This window comes from Elusimicrobium sp., assembly GCA_015062115.1.
Lineage (GTDB): Bacteria > Elusimicrobiota > Elusimicrobia > Elusimicrobiales > Elusimicrobiaceae > Avelusimicrobium.
In genome coordinates, this window is the sequence record SUVG01000002.1 from 181,308 (window position 1) to 197,475 (window position 16,168).

Sequence of the window (16,168 nt, forward strand, 5' to 3'; positions counted from 1 at the left end):
TTTATTCTCCAAAATATACGAGGTTCGGGGTTTTATCCGTAAAAGAAAACACGGCAAAAGATCCGGGGGAAAACGGACGGACTTGTTTTGCCAATAAATGGGTTAAATAAGATACATTGGGGTTATGCCCCACCGCAATTACCGTATCGCGGGTTTGCAAATTTTCCCACAGAAACTCAAAAACATCTTGTTCTTCGTGCATACCGTTTAATTCCGCAGCCGTTTGCAGAGGAAATCCGAGCGTTTGTGCCAGAACTTCTGCCGTTTGTCGGGCGCGCAACAGGGGACTGGTCAAAATCAGGCCGGGTTGCAGCCGGCGCGAAAGAAGTTGCCCGGCTGTTTGGCGTGCCTTGGCAAAACCTTCCTCGGACAAAGGGCGTTCGGCGTCGGTATTTACCCGGGCCACATACCCCGGCAACGCGTGTGCATGGCGTACGATAATAAGGGTTTTCGTCATAAACGGTTGGCGTCTTTTGTTTTCGCTCTTAAAAATGTAATAATAAAGAAAGCCACTTTATTTTACTATTTTTATCAGGTATTTATGGAACTGTTTTACGCGCATTATCCGTCCTTGGAAAAATCTTTCCTTCGTTTTGTCCGCACGCGCCGCCAAAGTCCGCTCGAGAAGTGGCTGATTGTTTGTTCTTCTAGTTTTCTATCCAAGCGCCTGTCTGCCGAATTGGCAAAAGAATACGGTGCCGTGGCCAATTTACATTTTGCCACACCGTCTTCGCTTCTTCGCCAGTTAGATAGCGAAATGGGCGCGGCTTTGCCCGAGTTCCCGCAAGATAACCTGCGCGATTTTTTAATCAAAGAAATTTTAGCGGAGCCCGGTTTGAACCGTTATCCCGTCTCGCGCGGTTTTGTGCAGGCTTTGAAAGCTTCCCTGCGCGACTTGGCTGATGCCCAAGTAGATGTAGAAGTGTGGGAGGAATACCTGCAAACTTTGCCCGCGGAAACCCTCCCCGAAGAGAAAGAACGCCTTTGCTGGTTGGCAAAAGTTTATCGCCGTTACCAAGAATGCGAAGCCAAAGTGCCCGGTTTCCGTCCGTATCAGCAAATGTTTGAGCGTGCTTTGGGACAGGTGGAAAATTCACCTTTTTTGCGCGAATTTAAGCAAATCGTTTTTTATGGTTTCTATGATATGCCGGGGCGGCAACAGGAATTTTTCAAACACATTTGTTCCGTATATTCTCCGGCCGTGTTTGCTCCTTACAAAGACCATGCCGCCTATCGTTTTGCCGAAAAGTTTTTTAGGAGTAATTGGTTAGGAATTTCCAAAACCGCCCAAAATGTAGATCAAGACGATTTCGGTGTTTTGGGTGCGTCCGGGAAAAGTTTGTTTGAAGCCCGTGCGGGGGAATCATGCGCGGGGGTGGAAGTCTGGTCAGCACCGGACGCTCGCGGCGAACTATTTTTTGTAGCCAAAGAAATTTTGCGTTTGGTGGAAAAAGAAGGATACCACTTTTCCGACATTGCGGTACTTGCGCGCAATACGGCACCATATCAGGACGAAATTCGCCGTGCATTTAAGCAAAATTTTATTCCGTTAGATGCGTCTTTCTCTTATTCGTTACGGCATCTTTCTTTAGGGATATTCTGTTTCAATTTATTTTCACTTCTTGCGCGCGGGTGGGAACGAAATGATGTGTTGTCGGTTGTTTCTTCTCCCTATTTCAAATACGCGTACAAAAAAAATTGGCGCAAATTGATTAACAAATCGCTTGTCAGCCGCGATTTTACCCAATGGAAAGATTTGCTCCCCCAAACGCAACATTACGACCCGGAATTGATGACCTGGTTGGAAAACTGTAAAAAGGGATTGGAAGATTTAAATAAAGCCCGTTCATGGACGGATGCCTCCGCGGCGGCGGTCAGTTTTCTAAAAGATAATGTAGCCGAGCAAAACCTTACTCCCCGGGAAACGGATATTTTCCGCACCGTGTGCGAAAAAATTTCTTCTTTGCAAAGATATGCGGTGATGCGCCCCGACTGCCGCGAGGGAGAGTTTTTACCGGAACTAACAGATGCGCTTCTTTCACTTTCTTTTAATGAAGCCGAATCGGTGCGCGGCGGGGTTACTTTTACAGATGCCGTCCGCGGGCGCGGTTTGCGTTATAAAGTGGTATTCCTATTGGGACTCAATGAAAAATCATTTCCCATGTCCGTCCCAGAAGACCCTGTTTTGCGCGATTACTACCGCTATATTTTGCGCGACGGATTGGGGTATTGGATAAACCAAAAAGTAGAACGATTTGACGAAGAACGACTCCTCTTTTTCAGTGCCGTTACCACCGCTTCGCAAAAACTGTATGCGCTTTACGCTCGCGGAACGGAAGACGGAAAGAATATGGTTCCTTCCGTGTTTTTAGCGGAACTGGCCCGTGTTTGTTGTATCGACTGGCAAAATAAACAAGCCCCGCGTATCAGTGGCCGTTTGGCGGAAAGAATAGCAAGCTTTCCTTCCGGTTTTTTAACGGAAGCGGAGCTTTCTTATTCTTTGTCTTTGCATCCGCAGACCGCCGAAGAAAAATACCTGCAGGCAGGTTTATTGACCGAAGCAAAAAAGCGCTCGCTTGCTTGTGCGTTGGCCCTCAACCGTACGGGTAACCTTACTGCGTATGACGGGCAGATTTCAAGCGGAGAAGATTTTCTGGAGCGGATTAACAAAAAGAAAGGTTTTTCTTGTACGGCGTTGCAGTCTTTGGCGGCCTGTCCGCTGAAATACTTTTTTGAAAAAGGCCTTCACTTGCGGGAAGAAGACCCGCTAAGCCGCCAAGAATTGGCCCCCAATTACCGAGGAACGGTGTACCACAAAATTTTGCAAAATTTCTACACCGAACTTTTACGCTTGGGAATTACCAACAACACCCTTTTCTCCGGGGCGGAAACTTACTTGGAACGGGCCGTTTCATCGAGTTACACGCTTTGCTCGTACAAAGAATTTGGGCTCTACCCGGTGGTGTGGCAGGTAATTTTAGAAGAAATCTGTGCCCAATTGCGCGCATTTATTGCAGATGATTTGTTCACTCAGGGCCCTTATATCCCTTCCTATTTTGAAAAAGAATTTTGTGTTTTCGCTCCCGAAGAACTTCCTTTCAAAATCAACGGAGTAATCGATCGGGTAGATGTGGACGAAAAGAGCAAAACTTTTTTGGTAATGGATTATAAATCTTCCAAAAAAGGCACGAAAGATTTAGCGAACGACTTTTTTAATAAACTTATTTTTCAACCTTTCCTATATGTGTGGGCCGCGCAACACATGGAAGAATTTGTTTCTCTTAAGCCGGCCGGGTCGGGGTTGTTATCCATCAAAGACGGTTTTTCCCGGCAGGACTTGCCTTTTAGCCGTTGGGAAGATATGCGTCCCCAAGCGGAAAAATTACTCACGGCCTTGGTGAACCTGATTAAAGAAGGAAATTTTTTCTTAAATAACGAGCATAAAAAAGTGTGCGACTATTGCCCGTTTGCTTCTATTTGCCGCCGGGACGCCTTCCGCCCGCTCATGCGTGCGCGCAAAAGCGACGGGCATAAAAAAATAAAGGAGATTTGCCAAGCATGGAAATGAAGGAAAACCGTTTGGAAGTTCAAACCGAACTTAATATAAACATGGTGGTTGAGGCCGGTGCCGGCACGGGGAAAACCACCCTGCTTATAGACCGCTTGTGCTTGGCGGTGTTGGTGCATGCGGTAGCAGTGGAAAAACTGGTGGCCCTTACTTTTACCGAAAAAGCCGCCGCCGAAATTAAAACCCGTTTTATTTTCAAATTACAAAAATTGGTAGAAACCATTAAACTTCAACGCTCGGCCCGCCAAAAGCAAGAGGCTGATGAGCCGTTAACCCAAGAAGAAACAAAAGCCGTAAAAGAATCGGACAAAACCCTGGACTTGTTGCGCGCGCACTTTATGGACGATGCCCCCGAAGTCGCCCGCGAGCCGCTTGAAAAGCGCCAAGAAAAATTGGAAGATTTATGGATTTCCCGCGCGGAGACGGCTTTGGCCCGTTTGGACAGAAGTTCTATCGGCACGATTCACGGCTTTTGTGCCGATATTTTGAAGGCATTTCCGTTGGAAGCGGGCTTAACCCCCAATGCGGAAATTGATTCCGGCCAAAAAAGCGAGCGTTTGTTTGATGCATACTGGAATACTTTTTTGGATAAAGAACTGGGCGAAAATGCGCCTCGCCCCGATAAGTGGAAAATCCTTCTGCCCGAAGTTTCCTTAACCGATTTGAAAAAATTTGCCCGTCAATTATGTAGCGGGAAAATAGATCATTACGACTATTGGGCCCATGCCGAAGAAGTGGCTGCCGTTTGTGAAGCAAAGGCTGCTCGTGCCGTGGAATGGAGCACCGCCTACTTGCCGGAAGGAAAAGAAAAACGCCGAAGCGAAAAGAGCCTTATTTGGGCAGGAAAATCACTGTTGCGTACCGTTAAATTTTTGCGTGAACGGGTGATTCTTCCCCCGGTGGAAGATGCAAAACCCTCCTTCCCGGATAGTCCCGTTGCCGGGTGGGACAAAGAGGCGCATGAAGAAGCCAAAGCCCTTGTTGCGTTTGCCGAAAAAATCACGCCCGAAAATCAACAACTCTTTTTAACCGCGTGGGAACTGGTAAAAGATTTAGCTGCTACCGTGCGCGCGGAATTTGCCAAGGAAGGCATTTTAAGTTTTGACGACTTAATCGTTAAAACTCGCAATTTACTGCAACGCGATTTTTATGTGCGCCGCCAATTAAAAGAGAAATTTGATGTATTGTTTGTGGACGAATTCCAGGACACAGATCCGGTGCAAGGCGAACTCCTCTTGTTTTTAGCGGAAGAAAAATCTTCGGCGGCAGCATATTGGCCGGAGGTAAAACTCGCGCCCGGGAAATTGATTGTGGTGGGAGACCCTAAACAATCTATCTATCGTTTCCGCGGAGCCGATATTACAGCCTATGAACTGTTTACCGATTTAATTTTGCAACAAGGCGGAAAGAAATGTTTTCTCCAGTGCAACTTCCGTAGTGTTCCCGATATCGTTTCCACCGCTAACAGTGTTTGTTCGAAAGCCATGGTGCAAGAGCCCACTTTCCAACCGGCCTATGTGCCCATTTTCCCCACCAAACCGGCCGGGAAATCGGCGGTGGAGTGGGTGTTTGTTGCTTTGCCCGAGAAAGAAAGAGGTTCGGAAAAAGACAAAGTAGATTTGTTCCGTTATAATCAAGGAGAACAGATTGCCCAATGGATTAAGGCCCATGTCGGCCACATGAAATTGGCGGACGGCTCCCCGCTTTCCTACCGCGATATTACAATTCTTTCTCGTGCTACCACCACTTCGGGCCCTTATACAGATGCTTTGCGCCGGCACGGTATCCCGTTTAATGTGGAGGCGGACAAAGATTTCTACCGCAAACAGGAAATTCACGATTTTCTAAGTTTGTTGCGCGTGGTGTGCGACCCGGACGATTCGGTTGCACTGACGGGCGTGTTAAGAAGTCCGTTCGGCGGTTTTACTGACGAAGAAATTTACCAAATTGCCAATCGGGGTGAACTGAATCTTTCCGTTACCCCTCAAGACCCGCGCCTTGCGGAATTTTATGTTACCCTTCGTCATTTAATTGATTTATTGGGTCGGGTGAGTTTGCAGGAATTTTTGGTGCAAGTGCTTACTACCGTGTTCCTGCCGGAATCTTGTGCGGCGGCTTATGACGGAGAACAAACTTTAGCCAACCTCAACCGCCTGGTATTATTGGCAGAAGGTTTTTGCGGAGAAAGTGCCGCCGGGTTGGGGCAATTTTTGGCAAAAGTAGAAGATTTGATGAAAAACCACCCGGAGATGTTGGGCGCTCCCACCTCGGACGATGCACTGGACGCCGTATCCGTCATGACGGTTCACAAATCAAAAGGGTTGCAGTTTCCGGTGGTCATTTTGGCAGATTTGTCCAAAAAAGACAGCGGAAATTCTGCAAAAGATGATCATATTTTTTCTTGGCAATACAATATGCACGGGCTTCGCGTCGGGAAAATAGCAGACGCCAATTTGCTTTTTTTGGAAGAAGAACAGAAAAAGCATAGCCGTTGCGAAGAAATTCGCGTACTTTATGTAGGCTTAACCCGTGCCAAGGAGCATATGGTGTTGGTGGCGGATAACCGCAAAAACACCTCGCAATTGGCACAGGCTTTTAGGCGGTGCGGTCTTTTCCCGAGTGGGGATAGCGAGCAAAAAGAATTGAAACAGTTGGAACTTACCGTCCCCGTTAGTTTGATGCCATACCAAGAGACGGATGAGTTTATTTTCCGTACTTCTTCGCAGGAACGCGAAGTGCCTTTTGAACACGATGTGCCCGCGTGGAAAACGGCTTTTTCTGCCCGTAAAGCCAAATACGAACAAATGGCGGGGGAGAAAAATTTAGCTCCCAGCGAACTGGCGGGGCTTGCGCTTTTAAGTGAAGAACAACGCATCGGTGCGGAAGTAGGAACGGTGTGCCACCGCGCGTTGGAACTGCTTGTCAGCCGTAAAGAAACGGACGCGGCCACCGCCGTCAAGCAAGCGGCCGCTTCCACGGCATTTGCGCAACACGAAGAGGCCGCCGCCGGAATTATTGTACCGTTCAGCAAAAGTCCTCTTTTCAAACAGATTTCCTCCTGTGAAGTATTAGCCTGTGAAATGCCCTTTTCGTTCGCGCAAGAAGGCATAGTTACTTCGGGGGTGATTGATTTGCTCCTCAAAAAAGCGGACGGAACGGTGTGGGCGCTGGACTACAAAACCGATCGTGTGCACCCCGGCGGGGAAGGAAAAATTTTGGAAAAATACCGTCCGCAACTTGCCGTCTATTCCCAAGCGGTGCAAAAGTTGTTCCCGAAACAAAAAGTGATTTGTTCGGTGGTTCTTTTGCGCACATTTGCGGCGTTGGACTTATAAAAGATAAAATATTAAAAACAATTTTTAGGAGAAATACTATGTTTGATAAACTCGGTCAATTAAAAGATTTGTGGAAACTTAAAAACCAGATGGAAGAAATCAAAAAACGCTTGGACAACATGGTTATTAAAGTGGAAAGCCCCCGCCATGTGTTCGAACTGACCATTTCCGGCTCGCAAGAAGTGAAAGAAGTAAAAGTAGATGCGCTTGCCAAGAATTTTTCCGAAGCGGAATTGGCGGACGATTTGAAAGCCGTTATCAACAAAGCCGTGCGCGACAGCCAAGGTATGGCCGCGCAAGCCATGGGCAACTTCGGCATGCCCCAAGCCTAATATGTACGAGGATAAAAACATAGCCGTATTCGGGGTATCGCAAGATTCGTCCAAATACGGGTACAAAATTTTTTCTACCCTCTTGGAAAAGGGGTTTTCCGTCTATGCCGTTAACCCCAAAGGGGGGGAGGTGTTCGGTAAAAAAATCTATCCTTCCCTAAAAGAAGTTCCTGTTCCCGTGGAGGTGGCAATTTTTGTGATTCCTCAAAAAGCACTACTAAATGCGGTGGAACAGTGTGAAAACGGGGGGGTAAAAGAAATTTGGTTTCAACCGGGAACGGAAGATCCCACCGCTTATAATGCTACCAAAGAAGCCGGTATGCGCCCTGTAAACGGGTGTTTTATGGTGGATAACGGGTTTTGGTAATTTATGAAATACAACCGCTTAGGTCAAACGGATTTACATATTTCCGCCGTCGGCCTGGGCGGTTGGCCTTTTGGCGGCGGGTACGATTGGGGGGATTTGGACGAAAAAACCGCTGCCCGTTCGGTAGAAGCGGCCTTGGAACAAGGCGTCAACTGGATAGATACCGCCCCGGTGTATGGGGACGGCGAAAGCGAGTCTTTTTTAGGCAAGGTTTTACGCAGTAAACGGGGAAAAGCCCTGCTTGCTACCAAATGCGGGCTTGTTAAAAACGGCTCGTGGACAGACCACGATTTATCCCCCAAAGCCGTTCGCACGCAATTGGAAAATTCGCTCACACGCTTGCGAACGGACTATATTGACCTGTACCAAATTCACTACCCCGACCCGAAAGTTTCTTTGACCGATGCGTTGGAAACACTGCTTCGCTTAAAAGAAGAAGGAAAAATTCGTCATATAGGCGTATGCAATTTTTCGGCGGAACTGTTAAAAGAAGCCGCGGAAATCACCCCCATTGCCTGTGTACAAAATGAATATTCCCTGTTGCACCCACAGAAAGGAAATGAAGTCTTTTCCGTTTGCCGCGAAAAGGGGATAGGGTTTGTCGGTTACGGAACTTTGTGCGGGGGAATTTTAAGCGGAAAATATAAAAAAGAGCCGAATTTCCGCCGAGCCGATGCGCGCAATTATTTTTACAAGTCTTATCGGGGGGCTTCTTTTGAGGCGGCGCAACAGGTGGTGGCGCGTATCAAAAATATGGCGGAGCAGAAAGGGGTATCTCCCGCGGAAGTGGCGGTAGGCTGGGCATTAACGAGCCCAACCGTGACGAGCGCGCTGGTGGGGGCCCGTACGGAAGAACAAATTTCACAAAATACCAAAGGGGCGGAGGTTCCACTTTCCCCGCAGGAAATAGCATATTTGGAGGGGCGTGTATGCTCGTGCATCAAGTAGAACAATATGTTCAGCAGGTGTTGCCTGCGCTGGGAGTAAACAAACTGAGGGAAATTTCCCGCCTGCTGTTTGAAATTTGCAAGCGCGAAGGTACCACCCCGCAAGAAATTTTACAACCCGACAAAAATTTAACTTTTGAATCTGTTAAAAAAACCTTACTCAAGCGTCGCTATCCGGTGAATTTTAAGACGGCGGCCAAAAATCGGTTTTATTTGCCTAAGTTGGAGTTGGACCCTGCCTTGCAGGCAGATTTATCTGCGCGTCCTTTTTACCCTAAAACCGTTTACATAGAAAATTCCGTAAAGGATAGCGAACTGGCCGACCGCGTAAAAAAAGCCTTTCCGTTGGCGGAATTTAAGGAAACGGACGGCAAAACCCAAGTGGGCAGTGCCAATTTTTCCCGCCGTACCGACACCTTGCTTATCCACAAAGAAAAATACGACTTTCTAAAACCCTGCCCGTGCAGTTGCGGTTCGGCGGGTTGCGGGTATAACTTGATAAATCTGGGTTTTGGTTGCCGTTTTGAGTGCGAGTATTGCTTTTTGCAACAGTACCAAAATTTACACGCTGTTTTGCTTCCCGCCAATGTGGACGAATTTTTGCAAAAAATAGATGATGCCCATTTTAACAAGGGGCCGTTTGACCGCCCGCGCATCGGCAGCGGAGAGTTTACCGATTCTTTGGTGTTTGACGATTTAACGCAGTATTCCCAAAAAATCGTTCCGTTTTTCCGTGCGCGCCCACACTTGCAGTTTGAATTCAAAACAAAAAGCGTAAATATCGGCGGACTTTTGGAAGCGGGCGGGGCTGAAAATGTGGTTACTTCGTGGTCGGTCAATTCGGCGCGTATTACCAACGAGGCCGAACATTTTACCCCGGGTTTAACCGAGCGCTTGGCGGCGGCTTGCCAAACGGCCAAGGCCGGGTATCGCTTGGGCTTTCATTTTGACCCGGTGGTTATTTACCCCGGTTGGAAAGAGGAATATGCCCGCACCGTACAAGAAATGGCCGACACTTTGCCGATTGAAAAAATCGCTTGGATAAGTGTGGGAACCTTGCGCTTTAGCCGCGAACTAAAGAAAATGATAGAAAACCGTTTTCCGCAAAACTTTATACTGGACGGGGAATTTTTATTAGATTTTGACGGTAAAATGCGCTACGGGGACGAAGAACGGCGGGAAGTGTATTCGTTTATGATGCCGCTACTGCGTAAAACCTTTCCCAAAACGCATGTGTATTTATGCATGGAAGACCCGCAGGTTGCCAAAGATTTTTGGTAACGGAAAAGTAGCCAAAACGCGGAAAAATTTTTATAATAAATTATATTTGTTGTAAGGAGTTTGATTCTTGCCTAAGCCTTAAACGTGGCTTACATACAATTTTTACTGTTTTTGGAACCGCATGAAGAATGCGGTGCGCTGTTGGGATACCAATGGCACATGAACACTCCAAAAACAGTCGTTTTAGGCACAATATACCCGAGCTGATCCCTTGGGTGTATTGTGTCGAGTGTTTCCTGCCATATTTTATATGGCGGGAGACCACGGCTGTTATCATTTGGGTTAGTGTTCATGGCTCAAATATAACAGCCGTTTTTATTTTATCTGTTATACCTTGGGCCATTTATACAAGGAGAAAAAAATGAAAAAAATAGTTGTGATGGTTGGTTTATTGCTGTTTGGAAGTGTTTTTGCTTCTGCTCAAAGTGGACTAAATGTAGGAGATACAGTGCTTTCTTTTTCTTTGGGGATTGGAAATGCAACTAACACCGTAGAAGGATATGATTGGGGGGATAATGTTGCTCTTTCTTATGGAGGGCAAGTTATGAAAATGGTATCTCCTTTTGTGGGATTGGGGGTGGAATTGAACGGAAATAATTTTGCGAGTGTTAATAATTCCCAAAGAATTTATATTCAATCTCAAAGTTATTTGGAAACTGTAGACTGTAATGTGGATATTTGGAATTTAATGTTGGCTGGGAAATTCTATTTATCTCCTATAGAATCTTCTGGACGCGTGTATATCCCCTTGGGGGTTGGTATTGGTTTTAGTGATATAGATATTAACTATTCAATAGAGGGAATGGGGAGTCTTCATGATAAAAGTTCTAAAGTAGGAGTTGCTTGGCATGCCGGTTTTGGTTTTGAAGGAGATATGACAGATAACCTTATTTTCGGTTTGGAAGCAAGGTTTAGTGGTACGAGAGCAAAAGTAGATTTATTAGATAAAAACACTAATCTTATTCATTTCCAAGTAGCTGCTCGCTTGGGTTATAAATTCTAAGTCTATCCATTAAAAAACCGCCGCAGATTTTCTGCGGCGGTTTTATTTTACAGAAAAATTTATAACTCAATAACCAACATAGAAGGTTTGATTAAATACAGCAAGTTAATCAATGCTCCTAAACTTAAAAACGGCCCGAAGGGGATAGCGTCGGACTTGTTTTTCCCTTTGAAAATCATAAGGAAAATGGCATAGATAAGCCCAAACAGCGAGCCCAATATAACGGTTGTAATAACCCCTTCCCAACCGATTAAGGCCCCCACGCCTGCCATCAGTTTTACATCGCCTCCGCCCATGGCTTCTTTTTTGAACATCCAAGTACCTAAAAGGGCAATTCCCAACACGCCAAGTAAACCCACGGTGGCCCCTAACAGGGATAACAACTCCCGTTGCCACCAGATACCTTCAAAATTGGGGTTACACCAGGCAAACGCAAGGCCCCATACAATAAGCCCCAAGGAAAAGCGGTCGGGGATAATCATGAGTTCTAAGTCGATAATGGAAAGGGTAATTAACGCATACACGGCTGCCAGCACAACAAAAGTCCACAGTGTAAGCCCCAAGTGCCATACGCACAATAAAGTAAGCGCGCCCGTTAAAAGTTCCACAACCGGGTATTGCATGGAAATGGGGTTTTTGCATTTGCGGCATTTGCCGAGTAAAAACAGATAACTAAGAACAGGGATATTGTCGTACCAGGCGATGCGTGCCCCGCATTTGGGGCAGCCCGAAGGTGGCCACACGATAGATTTTTCTCGTGGGATACGGTAGATACAGACATTTAGAAAACTGCCCACAATCAAGCCGAAAATAGTGGCAAAAACAAGTGTAAAGGTTTCCATATAAAAACTCCGTTAAATATAAAAATCCCCCGGTGCTTTTGGGCCCGGGGGAAAAAGGTTAATGCGTGTGCCAGGCTTTGCCGTAACTGTCGTCCTTTTCTACATTTACGAAAAAATCGCCGTAGCGCGGGTCTGCCGGATCGCTGATATAAGCCCAGCCCCCTGTTTTGGTAAAAGCCTGCTCAAAATTTCCGTGAGAAACATGAGCCGAAGGCGGATACCCGGGCACGGTGGCTTGCGGGATTTTTTCGATGTATTGCGGGATAAGGCTGGAGAGGTCATCAGTAGGGTAGTTACCTTGATGTTCCCCATAGTATGCGGCAATGGCGCTGCGTACTTTTACCAATTTATGTTTGGTACTGCCCTCTTGGGCTTTGTGTACGAGTGCCATAAATTTCGGCACGGTAAAACCAAACAGTAGTGCAAATACTACTACCGTAATAGCAATTTCCATGACCGTAAAGCCTTTTTTCATACGCACCTCTATTTCAAGTTTAATGCCACGCGCACAAATACTTTAGCATCGCCCAGCGTATTTTTGATGCTGGAGTATTCGTTGGGTTGGTGGGCCATATCATCGAGTTTGGAACATACCACAGCCGGGTAATCGGCATTACGCAGGAAGGAACCCACCGTTCCGCCGCCCACACCCATGATACGCGGTTCGTTTTTGTAAATGGCTTTGATGGAATCGCGTGTTAATTTTACAAAAGCCGCTTTGTGATCCGTCGGTTTAGAGGCTTCGTTAATAGCAATATCCATTTTAACCGTTACTTTGAATTGTTTTTCGATTTTCTTGGTAATTTTGGTGATTTCCGCCAATACTTCTTTGTTGGAGTAGCAGGGAAGTACGCGGCAATCTAAATAGAAAACATCGGTTCCCGGAATCGTGTTTACATTGGGAACATTGGCTTCGCGTTTGGTCGGTTCGAACGTGCTGGCAACGGCCGGAGCGAAAAGTTTGTCTTTTTTATTGAATTTTTTGGCTAATTGGTCAAAGGCTACAATCAAGTAAGCGGCCGCACGGTTGGCGTTGTTGCCGGCATAAGGCATGGAAGCGTGCGCTTGTTTGCCTTGCACGGTAAATTTAAGCCACAACATATTTTTTTCGGCCACTTCCACCATGGTTCCGTCCGGGTTTCCGCCGTCGGGCACCAAGAATACATCGTCTTTACCGAAAGTTTTGGGGTGTTTTTTCAAAATGGCTACAACCCCGTACAGGCTGCCCATTTCTTCATCGGCGTTGAGCAAAAGGGCATAATCGCACGCGGGGCGGACACCGCAGTCCATAAGGGCTTTGGCGGCCAATAAACCCGATACCAACCCTTGGTGATTGTCTTCCGAACCGCGCCCGTAAATTTTATCCCCTTTCACAACGGCTTTGAAAGGATCCGTTTTCCAGAGGGATAAGTCCCCCGGAGGCACCACATCCATGTGGGCCATGATCCAAAGGGTTTTTTTACGGTTTTGGCCGTAGTAGCGGGCAATAATGTTGGGGCGTACGCCGCCTTCGGCTTGGGGGTCTTTGATATTGATGACGGAAATTTCGTCAAATTTCATTTGTTTCAAAACGGAAAGTAAGTAAGCGGCTTTGGCCCCTTCGCCTTTACCGCCTTCTTGGGGGGACAGGGCTTCCAGCGGAATCATATTGCTTTGCAAATCAATGACATCTTGCTTATAAGAATCGATTTTCTTAAATAAAGTTTTTTCCATAAAATATCCTCAGCCAAGCCCGATTAAATGGGGTTGGCTACATCTATAAATTCGGTTTGAACCTCAAACCGTTTGGCTACCAGTTCCATGAGGGCTTTGATGCCTGCTTTTTCGGAATTATAATGCCCCAAGGCCACACAGTTGATGTGTCCTTCCCGGCACCACTCTTGGACGGGTTCGTCCACTACGCCGGTAACATACAAATCCATTTTTTGGCTGATAGCCTGCGGCAAAAGGCTGTGTGCCCCGCCGCTTACCACCGCCAAGGAGCCGATTTCTTTCGGCCCGTAAGCGAACACTTGCGCTTTGGTTTGGCAGTAGTTTTCCAGGGTGGTTACTAACTGGTCTAACGGGGCATTTACCACGCCCGAAAAGCCAATCGTTTCCCCGTGGTACACGCCAAAGGGTTGTACCCGTTGCGCGTTTACGGCACGCATCAAACAGGCATTATGCCCTATTACGGAGTGTTTATCCAACGGCAAATGATAAGCAACCAAGTTGATATCATTTTTTAACAGAAACGCCACCCGTTCCTTAAAAAGCCCGGTAAGCGGTTGTTCCTGCCCCCACAAAAGACCGTGGTGCACGATAATCATATCCGCTCCCGCCGCTTTGGCTTTGTGAAAGAGTTGCAACGAAGCCGACACGCCAAACACAATTTTGCCGACGCGCGGCGTCCCTTCTACCTGCAGGCCGTTGCGGCTTGCATCCGGTATTTGGGCACTGTTTAAGTAAGTATCTAAAAAGTGCAGAACATCTTCACAATTCACCATAGATTTATGTTATCATTTTATTACAATGAAAAGAATACTTTTTTTACCGATTTTTATGATTTTATTTTCTTTTTGCGCTCAGGCGGAAGAAATCCCGGTTGCGCCCTACCTGCCCGCGCAAGAAAACAAAACTTCCGCCGAGGCACCCATTACGGTGCAGTTTCCTTACGAAAAAATGACCGTTTCCCGCGGCGCAAAAAACATTTTCCTGTTCGGGAAAATCAATTTACCCGGCAAAGTGTCTTTGGATATTAACGGCGTATCTGTTCCCGTCCACCCGAACGGAGCCTTTTTGGCATTTCTGCCGGTGGAAAATGGCGAAAATGCCTTCCTGTTAACCGCTACTAACGGGCAGGAAACCGCCCGTGCGTTACGCCATGTGCGGGTGCCGGGAGTGAAATGGAAAGATTTGTCGGGCCGGGCCGCCTTTGACCCGGACGAACTCTTCCCGCAAGCCCCTACCGAACTGTTGCCGGGTGATACCGTGGGGCTCTACGCGCGCGCCACGCCGGGAGCCGAAGTGACGGCTACGCTCAGCGGGCTTAAAAACGGAAAAAATATCCCGCTACAAGAAGTTTCTTTTATGCCGGGCTTGTACCGGGCTAAATTTACGATTTCTCCCGATCAAAAACCGAAAACGGCTAAAATCGTTTATCACTTAAAAAACGGGCCGCAAAATACAAAAGCCAAAATTACCGCTTCCAAAAAATTAAAAGTCCGCTCTTTCAAAGAGCCTTTTACTTATGCCCAAGTCAAAACTCCGGGGGTAAAATTGCGTAAAATTCCCACGGAAAAAGAAAACCTGTTTCCTTTTTACCGGGCTTATGGGGAGGTGCGCGTAACGGGCCGTATGAACAATCAGTACCGTCTCTTTTTGAACAAAGAAGAATCGGCTTGGCTGGAAGAAGATAAACTGAAAACCATTTCCGCTTGGCCCGGGCTTAATCGTTTGAGTGGATTGGATATGACGACGGACGCGGAAAAAACCCGCTTGCGTTTTGGCGGCCGTCGACCGGTGGTGGTGCAAATTCACGAGTTTACCGATCGTATGGAAGTTGCTTTTTACTATACGGAAAATTTTGATGAAAATTTTAATTTTGACGGCACCGGCCTTTTGGTGGAACAGGTGGTGTGGTCTCAACCGCAGCGAAACACGGTGCTTTTTAAGATTTATTTTAAGAAAGGGGTTCAACCGTGGGGGCATTCGTATGATTTTGAAGGAAATGATTTTGTGTTGGATATTATACACCGTCCCGAAATTACCCCGACGAAAAACAAACCGTTAAAAGGCGCCCGTATTTTGATAGATGCCGGGCACAGTCCCCGCCGAACTATCCCTTATGACGGGGCTATCGGCCCGACCGGTTATATGGAATACGAAGCCAACTTGGCCCTCGCCGAAGACTTAAAACCTCTTTTGGAAAAACACGGCGCTACCGTACTTATGACGCGGGAAGGAAAGAACCGTAAATCGCTTCAAGAACGCTATAAAATGGCCTTGCAGGAGAAGGCACACCTTTTCGTCAGCCTGCATTATAATGCCCTGCCCGAAACCATTAACCCGCTTTCTAAACCGCGCGGTTATTCGATTTATTACAATTATCCTCACAGTTTTGAATTGGCAAAATCTGTCTATGAATCGTTCACCCGTTTGGTGTCCATACCGGATAACGGCCTGATTGCCAACGATGTTTTGTTTATTCCGCGGATTCCGCAGATGCCCAGTATTTTGGTAGAAAATGCCTACCTGATTTTGCCGGAACAGGAAGAAATGGCCAAAACGCGCGAAGGGCGCGCTCCGTTTGTGCGGGCCGTTTACGAAGGGATATTAAAATTTTACGGGGTTACTCCCGAGCCGGTTTTGACAGAAAACCGCAAGCGTAAAACACGAAAAAAACCGGCACGCAAAACTTATTTGCGCCCGGCCAAAGGGAAATAATTTTTTAATAAAATGTGATATCTGTTTGCAAGGAATCAGTAATATTGTTTGAAATAAAAAATAAGGAG

General features: G+C 46.8%; 13 protein-coding genes. 8 read left to right on the forward strand and 5 right to left on the reverse strand.

The genetic code is table 11. The annotated features are described in order from the left end of the window. Nucleotide 1: 1 nt before the first annotated feature. Complete coding sequence (locus tag E7027_02110; GenBank protein ID MBE6420926.1) at nucleotides 2-457, reverse strand: hypothetical protein; 456 nt, start codon at nucleotides 455-457, stop codon at nucleotides 2-4. On the opposite strand from E7027_02110, the gene E7027_02115 reads away from it, so the two are divergent. The 7 genes from E7027_02115 (at nucleotide 428) to E7027_02145 (ending at nucleotide 10,833) form a co-directional block, all read left to right on the forward strand. Further along, nucleotides 428-3,568: a hypothetical protein gene (locus E7027_02115; GenBank protein ID MBE6420927.1), complete on the forward strand. Its 3,141-nt coding sequence runs from the start codon at nucleotides 428-430 to the stop codon at nucleotides 3,566-3,568. The two genes, E7027_02110 and E7027_02115, sit on opposite strands and share 30 nt — an antisense overlap. Continuing rightward, entirely contained in the window at nucleotides 3,559-6,903 is a 3,345-nt protein-coding gene (locus tag E7027_02120; protein ID MBE6420928.1) for a hypothetical protein, read from the forward strand. The genes E7027_02115 and E7027_02120 overlap by 10 nt, the downstream gene beginning before the upstream one ends. 38 nt (nucleotides 6,904-6,941) lie before the next feature. Further along, nucleotides 6,942-7,235, forward strand: coding sequence for a YbaB/EbfC family nucleoid-associated protein (locus E7027_02125; GenBank protein MBE6420929.1), 294 nt, complete (start codon nucleotides 6,942-6,944; stop codon nucleotides 7,233-7,235). Nucleotide 7,236: 1 nt separating this feature from the next. Next, nucleotides 7,237-7,602, forward strand: coding sequence for a CoA-binding protein (locus tag E7027_02130; protein MBE6420930.1), 366 nt, complete (start codon nucleotides 7,237-7,239; stop codon nucleotides 7,600-7,602). 3 nt (nucleotides 7,603-7,605) lie between these two features. Beyond that, the gene (locus tag E7027_02135; GenBank protein ID MBE6420931.1) at nucleotides 7,606-8,550 is read left to right on the forward strand and encodes an aldo/keto reductase; all 945 of its coding nucleotides are present in this window, start codon (nucleotides 7,606-7,608) and stop codon (nucleotides 8,548-8,550) included. Then, a complete protein-coding gene (locus tag E7027_02140; GenBank protein ID MBE6420932.1) occupies nucleotides 8,532-9,830 on the forward strand; it encodes a hypothetical protein in 1,299 nt (432 codons plus the stop codon). Before E7027_02135 ends, E7027_02140 begins: the two co-directional genes overlap by 19 nt. Before the next feature lie 361 nt (nucleotides 9,831-10,191). Next, nucleotides 10,192-10,833: a porin family protein gene (locus E7027_02145; GenBank protein ID MBE6420933.1), complete on the forward strand. Its 642-nt coding sequence runs from the start codon at nucleotides 10,192-10,194 to the stop codon at nucleotides 10,831-10,833. Between the two features lie 59 nt (nucleotides 10,834-10,892). On the opposite strand, the gene E7027_02150 is transcribed toward E7027_02145, so the two are convergent. The 4 genes from E7027_02150 to E7027_02165 are packed head-to-tail and all read right to left on the reverse strand — an operon-like array spanning nucleotide 10,893 to nucleotide 14,161. Further along, the gene (locus E7027_02150) at nucleotides 10,893-11,675 is read right to left on the reverse strand and encodes a prepilin peptidase (protein MBE6420934.1); all 783 of its coding nucleotides are present in this window, start codon (nucleotides 11,673-11,675) and stop codon (nucleotides 10,893-10,895) included. A 58-nt stretch (nucleotides 11,676-11,733) separates the two neighbouring features. Continuing rightward, the gene (locus E7027_02155) at nucleotides 11,734-12,150 is read right to left on the reverse strand and encodes a prepilin-type N-terminal cleavage/methylation domain-containing protein (GenBank protein ID MBE6420935.1); all 417 of its coding nucleotides are present in this window, start codon (nucleotides 12,148-12,150) and stop codon (nucleotides 11,734-11,736) included. Between the two features lie 8 nt (nucleotides 12,151-12,158). Beyond that, nucleotides 12,159-13,388, reverse strand: a complete 1,230-nt coding sequence (locus tag E7027_02160; GenBank protein MBE6420936.1) for a M20 family metallo-hydrolase — start codon at nucleotides 13,386-13,388, stop codon at nucleotides 12,159-12,161. A gap of 23 nt (nucleotides 13,389-13,411) precedes the next feature. After that, a complete protein-coding gene (locus E7027_02165) occupies nucleotides 13,412-14,161 on the reverse strand; it encodes a Nif3-like dinuclear metal center hexameric protein (GenBank protein ID MBE6420937.1) in 750 nt (249 codons plus the stop codon). 25 nt (nucleotides 14,162-14,186) lie between these two features. Between E7027_02165 and E7027_02170 the strand changes: the two genes are divergently transcribed. Further along, the gene (locus E7027_02170; protein MBE6420938.1) at nucleotides 14,187-16,100 is read left to right on the forward strand and encodes an N-acetylmuramoyl-L-alanine amidase; all 1,914 of its coding nucleotides are present in this window, start codon (nucleotides 14,187-14,189) and stop codon (nucleotides 16,098-16,100) included. Nucleotides 16,101-16,168: the final 68 nt, after the last annotated feature.

What these genes read in the sequence shown, in the direction of transcription:
- E7027_02115 (MBE6420927.1), top strand. Translation starts at nt 428, where the DNA reads ATGGCGTACGATAATAAGGGTTTTCGTCATAAACGGTTGGCGTCTTTT.
- E7027_02110 (MBE6420926.1), bottom strand. Translation starts at nt 457, where the DNA reads ATGACGAAAACCCTTATTATCGTACGCCATGCACACGCGTTGCCGGGG.
- E7027_02120 (MBE6420928.1), top strand. Translation starts at nt 3,559, where the DNA reads ATGGAAATGAAGGAAAACCGTTTGGAAGTTCAAACCGAACTTAATATA.
- E7027_02125 (MBE6420929.1), top strand. Translation starts at nt 6,942, where the DNA reads ATGTTTGATAAACTCGGTCAATTAAAAGATTTGTGGAAACTTAAAAAC.
- E7027_02130 (MBE6420930.1), top strand. Translation starts at nt 7,237, where the DNA reads ATGTACGAGGATAAAAACATAGCCGTATTCGGGGTATCGCAAGATTCG.
- E7027_02135 (MBE6420931.1), top strand. Translation starts at nt 7,606, where the DNA reads ATGAAATACAACCGCTTAGGTCAAACGGATTTACATATTTCCGCCGTC.
- E7027_02140 (MBE6420932.1), top strand. Translation starts at nt 8,532, where the DNA reads ATGCTCGTGCATCAAGTAGAACAATATGTTCAGCAGGTGTTGCCTGCG.
- E7027_02145 (MBE6420933.1), top strand. Translation starts at nt 10,192, where the DNA reads ATGAAAAAAATAGTTGTGATGGTTGGTTTATTGCTGTTTGGAAGTGTT.
- E7027_02150 (MBE6420934.1), bottom strand. Translation starts at nt 11,675, where the DNA reads ATGGAAACCTTTACACTTGTTTTTGCCACTATTTTCGGCTTGATTGTG.
- E7027_02155 (MBE6420935.1), bottom strand. Translation starts at nt 12,150, where the DNA reads ATGAAAAAAGGCTTTACGGTCATGGAAATTGCTATTACGGTAGTAGTA.
- E7027_02160 (MBE6420936.1), bottom strand. Translation starts at nt 13,388, where the DNA reads ATGGAAAAAACTTTATTTAAGAAAATCGATTCTTATAAGCAAGATGTC.
- E7027_02165 (MBE6420937.1), bottom strand. Translation starts at nt 14,161, where the DNA reads ATGGTGAATTGTGAAGATGTTCTGCACTTTTTAGATACTTACTTAAAC.
- E7027_02170 (MBE6420938.1), top strand. Translation starts at nt 14,187, where the DNA reads ATGAAAAGAATACTTTTTTTACCGATTTTTATGATTTTATTTTCTTTT.